The sequence below is a fragment of the Marinobacterium sedimentorum genome, from assembly GCF_024267675.1.
Classification (GTDB): Bacteria; Pseudomonadota; Gammaproteobacteria; order Pseudomonadales; family Balneatricaceae; genus Marinobacterium_A; species Marinobacterium_A sedimentorum.
Genome location: NZ_JALDYX010000025.1, coordinates 53,130 through 68,703 on the forward strand (window position 1 = coordinate 53,130; position 15,574 = coordinate 68,703).

The following is a 15,574-nucleotide window of genomic DNA, read 5'->3' on the forward strand; positions in this document are numbered from 1 at the left end:
TTACGACAAAATGCTGTCACCAGAACGTCAATAAGTTAGTTATCAACAGGAAACAAAGCAAATAGCACGCCAACAATATGATTTAAAATTGACGGCACGCTACAAACCCGCCAGGCAGCGAAGCGCCACCCGCTTTCAATCACCGGCGCTGGGAGCTTCGCCGTGCTTGAGGCGCACATACATCAGCGCCACGGTGATGGCATCACCGAGGGCGGTATGACGTTCAATGACAGGCACGTCCAGCTTTGAGGCCAGAGTGTCGAAACGCAGGTCCAGGGTGCCGCCGATGGATTTCCACTTGATGATGTCGTGATAAACATGGGACAGCTCGATGGTCTTGTTGGGCAGACCAAAGCCGTAACGCGGGCGCAGATACTTGTCGAGCATGCGCACATCGAAGCTGACGTAGTAGCCGAGAATCGGTCGGTTGCCGACAAACTCCAGTACCAGGCGCAGCGCTTCGTCGATCTCGATACCGTCCGCCAGATCCGCAGCACGCAGCTTGTGTATCTTGATTGAGTCAGCGCCAAGGCTCGCCGGCGGCTTGAGACGGATATCGAGCCGCTCGCTGGTCAGCACGCGGGTGCCGCGTATCCGCACCGCGGCGATGGAGAGAATCTCCGCCTCGGCCACATTGAGGCTGGTGGTTTCGCAGTCCAGCGAGACCACCTCATCACCCCGATACGGCTCGAACAGGGCCCCGTGGATGCCGCCGCGGTGATCGAGCCGGTCCTTGAGTCGGCGCAGGGTTCTGGGAATGTACATCAGCCCTCCAGGCGATAACGCAATGCCAGATGTTTCTTGAAACTTTTGACGATCTGCAGCCCATCGCGCAACAGATCCCGTTCCATCTTGTTCAGCAGCGGCAGCTCGATCAGGTTGGGGGTCGGATCATGACCGTCGGCACTGGCCTCGAGCCTGCGCATCTGCTGTCGCAGGCGCAGCTGCACAAAGAGCGCCAGCGCTTCAGCCAGTTCCGCACCCTGCTCGGTCTGTAGCTGCCCCAGCTCCACCAGGGCGTCGATACGGGCGAAGGTATTGGTGGCCAGCAGCCTATACTCCAGCGCCATGGCGCGGATGCCGTGCACCACAGGGAAAATGCCGCCCTTCTTTATATCCAGCTGCGCCTTGTCCCGCAGGCTGCCAAAAAACGTCAGCGGCGTGTCGAATTCCAGCGCCGCACGGGTGAAGTGAGAAAAGAATAGATCGTTATTGCGCAGGTGACGCAAAAACCAGTTACGTCCGGCCTTGAACAGCGCAGGGTTTCCCGCCACAGGCTTGGCATCCACGGCGATAGCCAGGTTCATTACGGCGTCACCTTCGCAGGACTGCGCCCAGTCGCTCAGTTTTTGCGTCCAGTCCCCCAGCGAATTCACCCACGCAGGATTCGATACCATGATATTGCCGGGGCAAGGCGGAAAGCCAAACTCGATCAGCCGTGCGCTGAAGCGCTGCAGCGTCAGCTGCATGCCGGGCCAGCTCAGGCCATCGCGGTAGATGACGGCATTATCCTGGTCGGTCTTGAGAATCTGCTCACCCCGCCCTTCGGATCCCATCACCACCAGGCACACGTGGGGCTGCATGTCCGCCGGGATCATCAGGTCGAACAGCTTGGCCATGATACGACCGTTCATGGCCGCCAGCAGATCCATGGTAAAGCGCACCTTGACGCCGTGGGATACCAGCGACTTGATCAGGCTGTTCAGGCCCTGCGCGGCCTCCTGCAGATCCTCCTCGCTCTGGGCGCGCTCGATACGAAGACCTATTACATGGGAATGGCTGGAGAAATAACTCAGAATATCGGTCAGCGCGACTATCCCCACCAGCGTCTGCTGGCGCATGACCACCAGGCGCTCAATATGCTGCTGGGTCATGAGTACCAGCGCATTGAACAGGTAATCATCCGGGCTGACCGTCACCAGCCGGAAGCTGGCGATCTGCACCAGATCCGCCGACTGCTCCAGCTTGCCGATGACCAGGGCCTCCAGCAGGTCCGTCTTGGTGATCATGCCGTAGCGATTGCCCTTGCGCACCAGCACGCAGTCGGCCTTGCGGGCGCGCATCAACACAGTGGCATCGCTAATGCTGGTGCCTTCGTCGACGATCAGCGGTTCCTGCATCAGGCCACTGCTGACCTTGGCCAGCATGAACTCGGCCATGTCCTGATCCTGATCGTGCTGCGCCACTATCTCGGATTTGACCGCCAGATTCTGCGCGAAGTAGTCCGCAAACAGCGAGTTGCTGGACACCAGCTCCAGCAGCACCCGCGTCGGCAGTATGTGGCAGATAGTTTCGTCCACCGCGACGAAGTTATGTATCGCACGGCCACGGATGGCCGACCAGCCGCCAAAGTAGTCATCCGCCTGATAGTGCACAAATACCTGCCCAGGCACATCGGTCCCATCGGCCCGGCACTCTTCACTCTCGCTGACACGGCCCTTGAGGATGACATAGACCCCCTCGGACTCACCACCGGCCGCAACTATGGTTTCGCCCTTCTGGTAGTAGGCGATATCCAGACTCTGCTGCAACAGCGCCTGCTCGCTCTCACTAAGCAGGCTGAAGGGCAGATTGCTGATATTAAAGGTCGAAGACATCACAAACTCCTTGTCTGACATTGCTAGCAGCCTGTCGGGCTTGGCCGATCGTAGCGAGGGAAAGCCCGTTTTGAGGCAGTTTTTGAGCTCTTTTGAGACGATAAATCGGCAGGACAGCCGATTTACACAGCGTTAGCTGCCCACCGGGCAAGCTACAGGGATGTAGCTTGTGAATAGTGGTTCTATTTAACAAAAAAGAGCACGAAAAATGACCAAAGGCGGCTTTTCCGCAGTAGATCAGTGTTAAGTCCGACAGGCTGTCCAGAACCCTGCCGTCGCCCATGACAAGCCTCCTGAAACCAAAAAGGCACACCCGCATAAGCCGGTGTGCCTTTGTCCCTACTGACTAACAGTAAAGCTCAGATAGGTTAGTGTGCGTGCGCCTGACCCGCACCGCGAGGGATACGGATGTTTTCGACAATCGCCTGAATTTCAGCCGAGGGCGCGGGCGTCATCGACGAGACCAGGAAGGCCGACGCGAAGTTCAGGATCATGCCGACGGTACCGAAACCTTCGGGAGAAATACCGAAGAAGTAGTCATCCGGGCTGCCACCCATGAACTTGAAGTAGATGATGTACGCCATGGTTGAGACCAGACCTACCAGCATGCCTGTCACCGCACCTTCAGTATTCATGCGCTTGCTGAAGATACCCATCAGCAGTACAGGGAAGACCGAAGCACAGGCCAGACCGAAGGCAAGGGCTACCACCTGCGCCACAAAGCCCGGTGGATTGATCCCGAAGTAGCCGGCGATACAGATCGAGACCACCGCCGCCAACCGTGCATACAACAGCTCCTGCTTGTCGGTTATGTTGGGGTTGATTGTCTTCTTCATCATGTCATGCGCTATCGCCGTCGATATGACCAGCAGCAGACCTGCCGCCGTCGAAAGCGCCGCCGCCACCGCACCGGCCGCTACCAGGGCTATGACCCAGGCCGGAAGATTGGCAATCTCGGGATTCGCCAGCACCATGATATCGCGATCGACGTACACTTCGTTGGCAAAAGGCGCGCCATTCACCGCCGCAGGCTCCATTTTCGGGTTGCTGACCAGACGCTGGCCAAACTCACCAGCCCCCTCCGTGAAGGCCGGCTTGCTACCTTCAAAGGCATCACCCGCCGCATACTGGACCTTGCCATCGCCGTTATGATCGTACCAGCCGATCAGACCCGAGGTTTCCCAGTTCTTGAACCAGCTCGGCATTTCCGTATAGGTCGTACCGGTATTATCGGCGCCGTTAATCGTATTGATCAGGTTCACGCGACCAAAGCCTGCCACGCCCGGAATAGAGGTGTACAGAATGGCGATGAAGATCAGCGCCCAGCCGGCGGAGGTACGGGCATCCTTGACGCGCGGTACGGTAAAGAAGCGCACTATAACGTGGGGCAGACCCGCGGTACCGGCCATCAGCGCAACGGTGAAGAACACCATATCAATGGTCGACTTGCTGCCATCCGTATAGGCCTTGAAACCAAGTTCCACCGACAGCGAATCCAGCGTAGCCAGCACCGACTGACCCGTACCCAGGGTTGCGCCCAGACCAATCTGGGGCAGGAAGTGCCCGGTAATCTGTGCCGACAGGAAGAAAGCAGGCACCGTAAACGCCAGAATCAGCACACAGTACTGGGCCACCTGAGTGTAGGTAATGCCTTTCATGCCACCCAGCACCGCATAGAAGAATACGATGGCCATACCCAGCAGTACGCCTGTATTGACATCAACATGCAGGTAGCGGGAGAACACGATACCCACACCACGCATCTGCCCCGCCACATAGGTGAAGGAGATAACGATGGTGCAGAGCACGGCAATCATGCGCGCCGTGCTGCTGTAATAGCGGTCACCGACGAAATCCGGCACGGTAAACTTGCCGAACTTGCGCAGGTACGGCGCCAGCAGCATTGCCAGCATCACGTAACCGCCGGTCCAGCCCATCAAATAGGCAGAACCATCGCGGCCGACGAAGGAAATAATCCCCGCCAGAGAAATAAAGGACGCTGCGGACATCCAGTCCGCCGCCGTGGCCATGCCGTTGGCAATCGGGTGAACACCGCCGCCTGCCACGTAAAATTCTTTGGTAGATCCGGCCCTTGCCCATATCGCGATACCGATATAGAGCGCAAAGGAGCCCCCGATGAAAAGATATGTGAGTAAATCGATACTCATAATAATGCCGCCCTTCTAGTGTCTTTTATCGTTGTTATTCGTGAACGTCATATTTTTCGTCAAGCCTGTTGGTACTGAACACGTAGGCCCAGATCAGGATGACGAAAATAAAGATGGAACCTTGTTGCGCAAACCAGAATCCCAGCGGAAAACCGAAGAACTGAATGGTATCAAGCTGGTCAACAAACAGAATGCCGCAACCGTAGGAGGCGATGAACCATATCGCAAGATAGGTCCAGATAATGCGCAGGTTCGCGCGCCAGTAGGCAAGAGCTTTTTCAGGACTCAGAGACATAGCACATACCTTTATTGTTGTTAGCAGGATTAATTAAAATCAGGACAGATTCAATCTAGCAGAGCACTGCTGATTAAATAGCCCCGACTTTAGTCCAACCCGGTGCACTGCAAACAATTTCAAGTCCCCGAAATACGCCCGCAGAGCCCGTAATACGGGGATTTATCACAAGAAAAACATTTGCAAACACAGCCCATGGCGACTCGTTATACAATAGTCGTACGGCAAAGCTCTGCAAAAAGGCAGAGACTGCAAAGATGAACGCGGAGTCAGCGGCGCCTATGTTTTCCGGCTGGACAATAATACTGATTTCATTGGCTTATGTGGGCCTGCTGTTTGCCATCGCCTATTATGGCGACAGCACCCGCAAGGGTCGCTCCTATGCCGCCAATCCGGTTATCTACTCGCTGTCCCTGGCAGTGTATTGCTCATCCTGGACCTTTTACGGTGCCGTAGGCCGTGCCGCCTCCAGTGGCTGGGAGTTTCTGGCCACCTACCTGGGCCCCTTTCTGGTATTCATTTTTGGCTGGCGCGTGCTGGAAAAAATGATTCTGGTGAGCAAAGAACAAAATATCACCTCCATCGCCGACTTTATCTCGTCCCGTTATGGCAAGAGCCAGAGTCTTGCCGTGATGGTCACGGTGATCGCGGTACTGGGCACCATTCCCTATATAGCGCTGCAGCTGAAGGCCGTGGCCATCAGTTACGATGCCCTGGCGCCGGCGGCCAGCGACGCCCTGAGCAAAGGTAATGATACCGCCCTGTTCGTGGCCCTGCTGATGGCGGTATTCGCCATCCTGTTCGGCACCCGCCATATAGATGCGACCGAACACCACGAGGGCATGGTACTGGCGGTGGCGTTCGAGTCCATCGTCAAGCTCACCGCCTTTATTGCCGTCGGCCTCTTTGTCACCTTCAATGTCTTCGAAGGCCTGGACGACATGCTGTTCAACCTGGCCAACCAACTGAGTTACAACGAAAACTTCGGCAGTCTGTTGAAGGACAGTTTCCTCACCGAGACGCTGCTGGCCTGCGGTGCGGTACTCTGCCTGCCGCGCCAGTTTCACGTCAGCATTGTCGAAAACACCGATGTCGCCAACCTTCGTGTAGCCCGCTGGCTGTTTCCGCTCTACCTGGTGGCACTGGCCGCCTTCGTGCTGCCGATTTCGGTCGCAGGCTTCATGGTGTTTGGAAGCCAGAACGTCGATACCGACACCTTTGTGCTGATGCTGCCACTGGCCGCCGATTACAAGGCGCTGGCAACCCTGGCCTTTATTGGCGGCCTGTCGGCGTCCACCAGCATGGTGATCGTAGCCAGCGTGACCCTGGCTACCATGGTGTGCAACGACATCGTAATGCCGCTGCTGCTGCGCACACCGCGCCTCAAGCTGGCCGAGAACAACGACCTGGGCGGCCTGCTGCTGCAGGTGCGCCGTATCACCATTGTCTGCCTGCTGCTGCTGGCCTACTTCTACTACCGCATTCTGGGGGATCGCGGCTCCCTCGCCTCCTTCGGTCTGCTGGCGTTTGTCGCTGCCATCCAGTTTATACCCGCCATTCTGGGCGGCATCTACTGGAAGCGCGGCGCCCGTTACGGCGCCTTGGCGGGGCTGGCGGGCGGCTTCTGCCTCTGGGTGTACGCCCTGGTGATCCCCACCCTGATCGACGCCAGGCTGATCTCCGACGCCCTGCTGCCCGCGAGCGCCGCGGCCGGTGGCTGGCTCTCCCCCACCGACCTTTTGGGCCTGCGCAGCTGGACGGGGCTGGACCCGCTCAGCCACGGCGTGATCTGGAGCCTGACCGTCAATATAGGGCTCTATGTGCTGGTGTCACACTACAGCGGCTCGCGCCTGGTGGACCGTATCCAGGCCAGCGCCTTTGTCGACGTCTACAGCAAGGAGCTGCAGGACCCGTCGCGCCATTACAGCCAGGTCACCGTTGGCGATCTGCAGATCCTGGCCGGACGTTTTCTGGGACCCCAGCGCGTGCAGCAGGCCTTTGCCGGTTTCTCGACCCAGCATGGCGACAAGCCGCCGCTGTCGGGTGACAAGGCACCGGCGGAGCTGATCCGCTTTACCGAGCGCCTGCTGGCCGGTGTGATCGGCGCATCCTCGGCCCGTATCGTGCTGGCCTCGGTGCTGCGCGGCAAGGAAATGCAGATTGGCGATGTCGTCACCATCGTCGATGAGGCCTCCAAGGCGCTGCGCTTCAACCGCTCACTGCTGCAGTCCACCATCGAGAACGTGACCCAGGGCATCAGTGTGGTGGATCAGCAGCTGCGTCTGGTGGCCTGGAACCGGCGCTACCTCGAAATGTTCAAGTATCCCGACGGCCTGATCTGTGTCGGGCGCCCGATCGAGGAAATATTCCGCTACAACGCCCAGCAGGGCGAATATGGCGAGGGCGATATCGATGTGCTGGTAAGGCAGCGCATGGGCAGCCAGGTGAGCCATGAGCCCCACCTGTATGAACGCCATCGCCCCGATGGCACTGTGCTCGAAATCCTCGGCAACCCCATGCCCAACGGCGGCTTTGTCACCACCTACGCCGACATTACCAATCACAAGCGCACCGAGGCTGCGCTGCGTGAAAGCGAACAGAATGTGCGCACCTATACCGATAATGTGCCCATCCTGATCGCCTATCTGGACCCGCAGCGACGCTTTCTGTTCGTCAACAAGGCCTACGCCGACGCCTTTGGCATAGACCGGCACCATGTGCAGGGACTGGCCTACGAGACAGTGCTCAGCAAGGCTCAGGCCAGTTGCCGCAACCTCTATATCGAGCAGGTACTGCGTGGCCAACGGGTACGCTTTGAGTCCGTCATGCCGAGCCAGATTCCCACCGATTCACCACGTTACGCCGAAGTCACCTATATCCCCCACTTCGACGAGCAGCACGCGGTGGTGGGCTACTTCACGCTCTATCAGGACATCACCGAAAGACGTACCGCGGAGCTGGCGCTCAAGGAAACCAATGAAACCCTGGAGGAGCGCGTGCGCGAGCGCACCCAGGCGCTGTCGACGGTCAACCGCGAACTGCGCAAGGAAAACACAATCCGCGCTCTGATCGAGGACGAGCTGCGCCAGGCCAAGGCCGAGGCGGAAGCGGCGAACCTCGGCAAGACGCGTTTTCTGGCCGCCGCCAGCCACGACCTGCTGCAACCGCTCAATGCCGCACGCCTGTTTAGCTCCGCCCTGGCGCAGCAAAGCCATGATCAGAGCACCTATCGGCTGGTGGAAAATCTGGACTCGTCTCTCAAGGCGGCCGAAGAGCTGATCACCACCCTGTTGGACATTTCCAAGCTGGACGCCGGCGCCCTGGCCGCCAATGTAACCGATTTTTCGATCAGCACCATGCTCACCAACCTCAGTACCGAATTCAGCCTGCTGGCAGTAGAGAAGCAGCTGCAGCTGCGCTGGTGCAACTCACAGCAGGTGGTCGCGTCTGACCAGGCGCTGTTACGCCGTATTCTGCAGAACTTTCTTTCCAACGCCATTCGCTACACCCAGCACGGCAAGGTACTGCTGGGCTGCCGGCGCCGGGGCGACCGGCTGCGCATCGAGGTTTGGGATACCGGCGTTGGCATAGCACCGGACAAGCTGAATGAGGTGTTCGAGGAGTTCAGGCGCATCGACAACCCACGCCACAGCCAGGTGAAGGGACTGGGGCTCGGCCTTGCCATCACCGAGCGTATCGCCCGCATTCTCGGCCATCGTATCGAGGTACGCTCATGGCCCGGCAAGGGCACGGCCTTCAGTATCGACGTGCCCTTTGGTGACCCCAGCAAGGCCGTCCGGCAGAAAACCGAGCAACGGGGCTGGATTCGCAGCAAGGGCCTCAATGGCGTGCGGGTGCTGGTCATCGACAACGAACCCAAGATACTCGAGGGCATGCGGGCGCTGCTCAATGGCTGGTCCTGCGAGGCCATCACGGCCCTGTCGGTGGATGAAGTCCGGCAGCAGCTGAACGGCTCCGGCTTTGAGCCCGATATCATTCTGGCCGACTACCATCTGGGAGAAACCTATACCGGACTCATGGCGCTTGACGCCATGCAGCCCTTCTGGTCCAAACCCATACCTGCGGTGATTATCACCGCCGATCGCACCGACAGTGTCAGCGATGAAATTGCCGAACGGGGTGTGCAGCTGCTGACAAAACCGGTGAAGCCCGCGGCACTGCGGGCCATGATCAACAAGCTGATCGCCAGCGATAAGGGCTAGGTGCAAGGAAGAATGGCTAGAAAAAAAGGAGCAGGGAGGGCAACAACAAAAGGGCAATCCTGCGTGGGGATTGCCGCCTGGATCAGACCGAGCGGCTGAAAGCTATTTCAGCTCGGTTTTGGGCGGTTCAACGCCAAGGCGCTGCGCTGCAATCACCGCCTGGGTACGGCTGTTGACGCCGAGCTTGCGCAGGATGGCGGTTACATGGGCCTTGATGGTGGCCTCGGACACGCTCAGCTCATAGGCGATCTGCTTGTTCAGCAGCCCCTCGGTAAGCATGGTAAGAACCCGGAACTGCTGCGGCGTCAGGGATACTAGCGCCTGGGCAAAGCGCTGATCTTCCGGCTCGATCTGACCGAAACTGTCGGCGATCTCCTGCGGCAACCACTCCTCGCCCTGCAATACTGCCGTAATGGCCTCGGCAATCACTTCCAGCGGCGCTGACTTGGGGATAAACCCTGAAGCGCCATACTCGATGGCCCGCTGCATGACATGCACTTCTTCGCTGCCAGACACCACCACCACCGGAATACCCGGATTCTGCCCACGCAGAAACACCAGTCCTGAAAAACCACTGGCTCCTGGCATGTGAATATCCAGCAATACCAGATCGGCGTCCGAATGCTTGCCCACCGCCTCCTGCACCGCCGCCAGCGTATCGGCCTCGACGATTTCCACCCCCGGCACTGCCTGGGAGACCGCCTGTTTCAGTGCGGCCCGAAACAGCGGATGGTCATCGGCGATGATGATTTTTTGCGCTAACTGCATGCGGTGTCTCCATCTGCGTACCCGTTACCGGGTTTTATTATATGCCAAACCGCAATCAATCCGGCTGTCGGAAACTCTGCCTGGCAGCCCGTGCAGACGCCCTTTCATAGAGTTCCTGGCGGCTATTCCTGGCAAGATCGCGACAGCATTCTGGAGGCGACTTTGCACCTGCGGTATGAGCCTGACTTTAAAGACAAAATGCCGCCACGACCAGAGGCCGGGAGGCATTTATGCAAAGCTAGTGTACTGCTTCGTCCTAATGGGTGCTTATAGAGCCCGCCAATTCGTGTCCGGCAAGGCGCCGTTCGCCGGTAATAGTGGGGCTCTTGCCAAGAAGCGGCAACGCAGCAGGGCGCGAATGGGCGCGCTCCCTGCGGGCGAGCCGCCAGGAGGCCGTCCGCGGTGTTGCATTTCCTCGAAATAGGCCCACTATGGCTTCGAAAATGCGCCGTGCGGCCAACCTCCTGGCGACTCGCTAAAAGCGCCTATAAGAGCGAAGCAGTACACTTGTGCAGTTATTTGCGAAGTGACGCAGGCCAAAGGCCGCTGACAGGGCTGTCAGCGGCGGTTGTTTCAGACCTTGCGGTTAAGACGATGTTCGATCAGATCATCCACCACCGAAGGGTCGGCGAGGGTCGAGGTATCGCCAAGGGCGCCGAAATCGTCTTCGGCTATCTTGCGCAGGATGCGGCGCATGATCTTGCCGGAGCGGGTCTTGGGCATGCCGGGCGCGAACTGGATCAGATCCGGCGAGGCAATGGGGCCGATTTCCGAACGCACCCAGTTACGCAGTTCTTTCAGAAGTTCGTCGGATGCATCAAAGCCGGACTGCAGTGTCACATAGACATAGATGCCCTGCCCCTTGAGGCTGTGGGGATAACCCACCACCGCCGCTTCCGCCACCGCCGGGTGTGCCACCAGTGCGGATTCCACCTCGGCGGTACCCATGCGATGGCCGGAAACGTTGATCACATCATCGACGCGACCGGTAATCCAGTAGTAGCCATCGGCATCACGGCGGGCGCCGTCACCGGTGGTGTAGAAACCCTTGAAGGTGCTGAAGTAGGTCTGGGAGAAGCGTTCGTGATCACCCCAGATCGAGCGGCTCTGACCCGGCCAGGAGTCCTTGATCACCAGGTTGCCATCCGCGGCACCTTCCAGTTCGTTGCCTTCGTTGTCCACCAGCGCAGGCAGCACACCGAAGAACGGGCGCGTCGCGGAGCCAGGTTTGGTATCGATGGCGCCCGGCAGCGGCGTAATCATGATGCCGCCGGTTTCGGTCTGCCACCAGGTGTCGACGATGGGGCAGCTGTCCTTGCCCACCACGCGGTTATACCATTCCCAGGCTTCAGGGTTGATGGGCTCACCCACCGATCCCAGCAATCGCAGACTCGAGAGGTCAGCGTTACCCAGCACATCCTCACCCTGCTGCATCAGGGCACGGATCGCCGTGGGCGCCGTGTAGAACTGATTGACCTTGTGCTTCTCGATCACGCGACCAAAGCGGCTGCTGTCGGGATAGTTCGGCACGCCCTCGAACATCAGGGTGGTGGCACCGTTGGCCAGGGGACCGTAAACAATATAGCTGTGGCCGGTAACCCAGCCCACATCAGCCGTGCACCAGTAGATGTCGCCCGGCTTGTAGTCGAACACGTATTCGTGGGTCATGGCGGCATACACCAGATAACCACCGGTGGTGTGCTTGAGGCCCTTGGGCTGTCCGGTCGACCCAGAGGTGTAGAGGATAAACAGCGGATCTTCCGCGTTCACGGCCTCTGCCGGGCACTCCGGCGACGCCTGGGCGGTGATGTCGTGGTACCAGACGTCACGGTGATCGTGCCACGCCAGCTTGTCACCGGTGCGCTTTACGACAACCACTTTCTGGGCGAACTTGGCTGCACCAGGGTCCGTCAGCGCTTTGTCCACGTTTGCCTTCAGCGGCACAACCTTGCCACCGCGCAACGAATAATCGGAGGTGATCACCACCTTGGACTGCGCACCCTCGATACGATTGGCCAGGGCTTCGGGCGAGAAGCCGCCAAACACAACAGAGTGCACCGCGCCGATACGCGAGCAGGCCAGCATCGCCACGGCAGCCTCGGGAATCATCGGCATGTACAGGGTCACCACATCGCCCTTTTCCACGCCCTGGGACTTGAGCGCGTTGGCCAGACGACAAACCCGGCCATGCAGGTCGCGGTAGCTGATGTGTTCGGATTCGCTCGGGTCGTCGCCCTCCCAGATAATGGCCGTCTGATCACCGCGCTCTTCCAGGTGGCGATCCAGGCAGTTGTAGGACGCGTTCAGGGTACCGTCTTCAAACCAGCGGATATCCACGTTATGCAGGTCGAAGGAGGTATTTTTCACCTTGGTAAAAGGCGTAAACCAGTCCAGCCGCTTGCCGTGCTCGCCCCAGAACGCATCCGGGTCATTGACGGACTGATCATACATGGTCTGGTATTTGGCGTTATCGATGTGCGCCTTGGCGGCGAACTCCGGATTTACCGGATGTACCTTGCTATCACTCATTGATTTACCCTTAAGCTTACTTGTTTTAATTGTGGGATCCTGGACGTGCGCAGGGCGCTGAAAACGGATCTATGGCGTAGAGTTATACAGACTTCACTACAGTGCCCTGAATTAGACATTGGTATATCCCAGCCCGCAAAACGGGCTTGCGGGGGCAGCCACTGAGCCGCTCCACAGCACCGCAACGCCCAGCCTGGACGGTCTGCAGGCCGGCACTCCTGTTCGCCCGCCCAGTGCCAGCCATAGTACTAAAAGACTAGCGCGACCTGACGCCGGCGGCCAGGTTTCAGCCTGAGCACAAGGCGGGCCCGGCACTAATCGCTCAGCGCAAAGCCGCTTTCACGCATGCGCGCCAGCTTGTAGCGCAGGGTGCGCGGGCTGATGCCCAGCCGTTCGGCAGCATCCTTGCGGCTGCCGCCGGTCTGTTGCAGCGCATCCACGATAAGCTGAAACTCGTGCTGGCGCAGATCAGACCCCAGCTGGCCGGCGTCTTCAGTCTCGCCGCCACTTTCGGCTACGACAGCGCCGTCTTCGTCTGCCTGAACCTGGGTCGCTGCAAACTGACTGATACTGATGGCCCCCGGCGACAGATGCAGGTCGGCGGACTGAATGCGGGTGCCGGTTTGCAGGATAAGGGCGCGCTGCATGACGTTATCCAGCTCACGGACATTGCCGGGCCAGCCATGCTCCCGCAGCAACTGGCGCGCCTCGGGGCTGAGGCTCGCAGGCGGACGATGCATCTTGGCGCAATGCTTGGCCAGCAGACGCTCGGCCAGCGGCAGCACATCCCCCTGGCGCTCGCGCAGCGGCAACCACTGCAGCGGGAATACGTTCAGGCGATAATAAAGATCTTCGCGAAAGCGGCCCTCGGCAACAAAGGCCTCAAGTGCGCGGTTACTGGTGGCCAGCACCCGCACATTGAGCTTGATGGCCTTGCGCCCGCCGATCCGTTCGACCTCCTGCTCCTGCAGCACGCGCAGCAGCTTGGCCTGGAGCCCAAGGTCCATTTCGCTGATTTCATCCAGCAGCAGGGTGCCGCCGTTGGCCTGCTCGAACTTGCCGGCATGACTGCTGTAGGCGCCGGTAAAGGCGCCTTTCTCATGCCCGAACAGCGTGGCCTCAAGCATGTTTTCCGGAATGGCGGCACAGTTGATGGCCACAAAGGACTGATCACTGCGGGCCGAGTGCTGATGAATATACTGTGCCAGCACTTCCTTGCCGGTGCCGGATTCACCGGTAATCAGCACGGTGGAGTCCGTTTCGGCCACGCGTCTTGCCAGCTGCAACAGTTGCCGGCTGCCGGCATCTTCGGCGATGGGCGGCTCGAACGCCGACAGGCCAGCAACGCCTGCATGCAGTCTGAGGGTTTCTATCAGCTGTTCGGGCTCGAAGGGTTTCATCAGATAGTCGACGGCGCCGGCGCGAATAGCCTCCACCGCCTTCTGCACCTGACCGAATGCGGTGATCAGCACCACCGGCAGACAGGGATGGGATTGCTGCAGGCGGGCCAGCAGGCCATGGCCATCTAGCCCCGGCATGTTAACGTCGCTGACCACAATATCCACCGCCGCCTGCTTGAGCCGCTCAAGCGCCTGGAGGCCATCACTGGCCTCCAGGTACTCGAAACCTGCCAGCGCCAGAGTATCTGCGAGAGCTTCGCGCAGCGCCTGATCATCTTCGACTATCAGTACCCGAATACTCATATGTCCCTTATATCCCTTATATCCCTTATATCCCTTATATCCATCTCGTGTACGGCTCCCTCAGGCATTCGGTAACGGCTGACCGGCATCGGCCATATAAGGCAGTAGCAGTGTTGCACAAGTACCCCGCCCCTGCGCTGAATCAAGCTCAAAACTGCCATGGTGGGCGCGGGCAACCACCTGGGCCACCGCCAGTCCAAGGCCGGTACCGTGGGACTTGGTGGTATAAAACGGCTGCATGGCCTGAGCACGGGTCTGCGAATCCATGCCGGGGCCCTGGTCGATTACCTCGAGGCGCAAAAAAGCGGCATCGGTGCGGGCGCGGATGGCCAGTTCTGCGCCGGGGCCACAGGCCTGCAGAGCGTTATCAACCAGGTTCTGCAGAGCGCCCAGCAGGGTTTCACGGTTGCACTGCAGCCAGATGCCGGGCGCGTCGTTATAACAGTCGCAGTCGGCATCCTGGCTCGATAGCGGCGCATCAAGCATGTCTTCAATGGCACGGAACAGCTCTTCGGTGCTGATACGATCATCCAGCCGCGTTTCGCCGCGGGCAAACACCAGCATGTCCCGTACCTGCTGCTCCAGATTCACCAGGCGCGACTTCACCTTGCCGGCAAAGCGCACCCGCTGGCTGTCTTCCAGTACAGGGCGGTTCAAATGGGCGGTGTAGAGCAGCGCCGCCGACAGCGGTGTACGAATCTGATGGGCGAGGGACGCCATCATGCGACCCATTTCCGACAGGCGCTGATAATGCGACAGGCGTGTTTGCAGCAACCGAGTTTCGGTCTGGTTAGTCAGCAGCACCAGCTGACCCGGCTCGTTGTCCATGGCACGGGTTGCCAGCTGCACCCGCCGGCCGTCCTGCAGCGAGACTTCGTGACCATCATCGCTGCGCGGCGCAAAGCTGCGCCGAATAATATCGATCCAGAGCTCTCCCTGCAGCGGCTCGCCCAGTAGATCCCGCGCCGCCGGATTGACCTGGGCCACACGGCCATCACTGTCGATCAGAATCACGCCGGCGGGCAGCAGATCGAGCAGCTTGCGCATGCGCTCCGCCAGGCCCGCGGTATGCTCCAGTTCGCCCACACGGGCCACTCTTTCGCGCGCCAGTTCATCCTTCGCCGCAGCAAGCTCCGCCTCGAGCTCGGCGATGCGGTTTTCAGCGGCGGTCAGCGCCTGGGTCGCTGTCGGCGGCGGAGTTAATGCCGGGCTCATTTGCGCGAGATTCCATATTTTCGCATTTTCTCCACCAGGGCCAAGGTACTGTCGCGGATCTGCAGCAAACTGGCGC

Annotated in this window: 9 protein-coding genes; 1 reads left to right on the forward strand and 8 read right to left on the reverse strand. The window is 59.4% G+C overall.

Going from position 1 to position 15,574, the window contains the following annotated elements:
* Positions 1 to 135: 135 nt before the first annotated feature.
* The 4 genes from MRS74_RS17810 to MRS74_RS17825 form a co-directional block, all read right to left on the reverse strand.
* A complete protein-coding gene (locus MRS74_RS17810) occupies positions 136 to 765 on the reverse strand; it encodes a 3'-5' exonuclease (protein ID WP_254581621.1) in 630 nt (209 codons plus the stop codon).
* Positions 765 to 2,597 (reverse strand): DUF294 nucleotidyltransferase-like domain-containing protein, encoded by a 1,833-nt coding sequence (locus MRS74_RS17815; protein ID WP_254581622.1) that lies wholly within the window; start codon positions 2,595 to 2,597, stop codon positions 765 to 767. Before MRS74_RS17815 ends, MRS74_RS17810 begins: the two co-directional genes overlap by 1 nt.
* 368 nt (positions 2,598 to 2,965) lie before the next feature.
* A complete protein-coding gene (locus MRS74_RS17820) occupies positions 2,966 to 4,765 on the reverse strand; it encodes a sodium:solute symporter family protein (RefSeq protein WP_254581623.1) in 1,800 nt (599 codons plus the stop codon).
* A gap of 34 nt (positions 4,766 to 4,799) precedes the next feature.
* Positions 4,800 to 5,060, reverse strand: coding sequence for a DUF4212 domain-containing protein (locus MRS74_RS17825; protein WP_254581624.1), 261 nt, complete (start codon positions 5,058 to 5,060; stop codon positions 4,800 to 4,802).
* A 281-nt stretch (positions 5,061 to 5,341) separates the two neighbouring features.
* On the opposite strand from MRS74_RS17825, the gene MRS74_RS17830 reads away from it, so the two are divergent.
* Positions 5,342 to 9,283: a hybrid sensor histidine kinase/response regulator gene (locus tag MRS74_RS17830; RefSeq protein ID WP_254581632.1), complete on the forward strand. Its 3,942-nt coding sequence runs from the start codon at positions 5,342 to 5,344 to the stop codon at positions 9,281 to 9,283.
* Positions 9,284 to 9,385: 102 nt separating this feature from the next.
* Here MRS74_RS17830 and MRS74_RS17835 read toward each other — a convergent pair whose 3' ends face one another.
* From MRS74_RS17835 to MRS74_RS17850, 4 genes are all read right to left on the reverse strand, one after another.
* Positions 9,386 to 10,051, reverse strand: coding sequence for a response regulator transcription factor (locus tag MRS74_RS17835; RefSeq protein WP_254581625.1), 666 nt, complete (start codon positions 10,049 to 10,051; stop codon positions 9,386 to 9,388).
* A 573-nt stretch (positions 10,052 to 10,624) separates the two neighbouring features.
* The gene (gene acs / locus MRS74_RS17840; protein WP_254581626.1) at positions 10,625 to 12,580 is read right to left on the reverse strand and encodes an acetate--CoA ligase; all 1,956 of its coding nucleotides are present in this window, start codon (positions 12,578 to 12,580) and stop codon (positions 10,625 to 10,627) included.
* A 314-nt stretch (positions 12,581 to 12,894) separates the two neighbouring features.
* Positions 12,895 to 14,283 (reverse strand): sigma-54-dependent transcriptional regulator, encoded by a 1,389-nt coding sequence (locus MRS74_RS17845; protein ID WP_254581627.1) that lies wholly within the window; start codon positions 14,281 to 14,283, stop codon positions 12,895 to 12,897.
* A gap of 60 nt (positions 14,284 to 14,343) precedes the next feature.
* The gene (locus tag MRS74_RS17850) at positions 14,344 to 15,498 is read right to left on the reverse strand and encodes a sensor histidine kinase (protein WP_254581633.1); all 1,155 of its coding nucleotides are present in this window, start codon (positions 15,496 to 15,498) and stop codon (positions 14,344 to 14,346) included.
* Between the last annotated feature and the right edge of the window lie 76 nt (positions 15,499 to 15,574).

What these genes read in the sequence shown, in the direction of transcription:
- MRS74_RS17810 (WP_254581621.1), bottom strand. Translation starts at nt 765, where the DNA reads ATGTACATTCCCAGAACCCTGCGCCGACTCAAGGACCGGCTCGATCAC.
- MRS74_RS17815 (WP_254581622.1), bottom strand. Translation starts at nt 2,597, where the DNA reads ATGTCTTCGACCTTTAATATCAGCAATCTGCCCTTCAGCCTGCTTAGT.
- MRS74_RS17820 (WP_254581623.1), bottom strand. Translation starts at nt 4,765, where the DNA reads ATGAGTATCGATTTACTCACATATCTTTTCATCGGGGGCTCCTTTGCG.
- MRS74_RS17825 (WP_254581624.1), bottom strand. Translation starts at nt 5,060, where the DNA reads ATGTCTCTGAGTCCTGAAAAAGCTCTTGCCTACTGGCGCGCGAACCTG.
- MRS74_RS17830 (WP_254581632.1), top strand. Translation starts at nt 5,342, where the DNA reads ATGTTTTCCGGCTGGACAATAATACTGATTTCATTGGCTTATGTGGGC.
- MRS74_RS17835 (WP_254581625.1), bottom strand. Translation starts at nt 10,051, where the DNA reads ATGCAGTTAGCGCAAAAAATCATCATCGCCGATGACCATCCGCTGTTT.
- acs (WP_254581626.1), bottom strand. Translation starts at nt 12,580, where the DNA reads ATGAGTGATAGCAAGGTACATCCGGTAAATCCGGAGTTCGCCGCCAAG.
- MRS74_RS17845 (WP_254581627.1), bottom strand. Translation starts at nt 14,283, where the DNA reads ATGAGTATTCGGGTACTGATAGTCGAAGATGATCAGGCGCTGCGCGAA.
- MRS74_RS17850 (WP_254581633.1), bottom strand. Translation starts at nt 15,498, where the DNA reads ATGAGCCCGGCATTAACTCCGCCGCCGACAGCGACCCAGGCGCTGACC.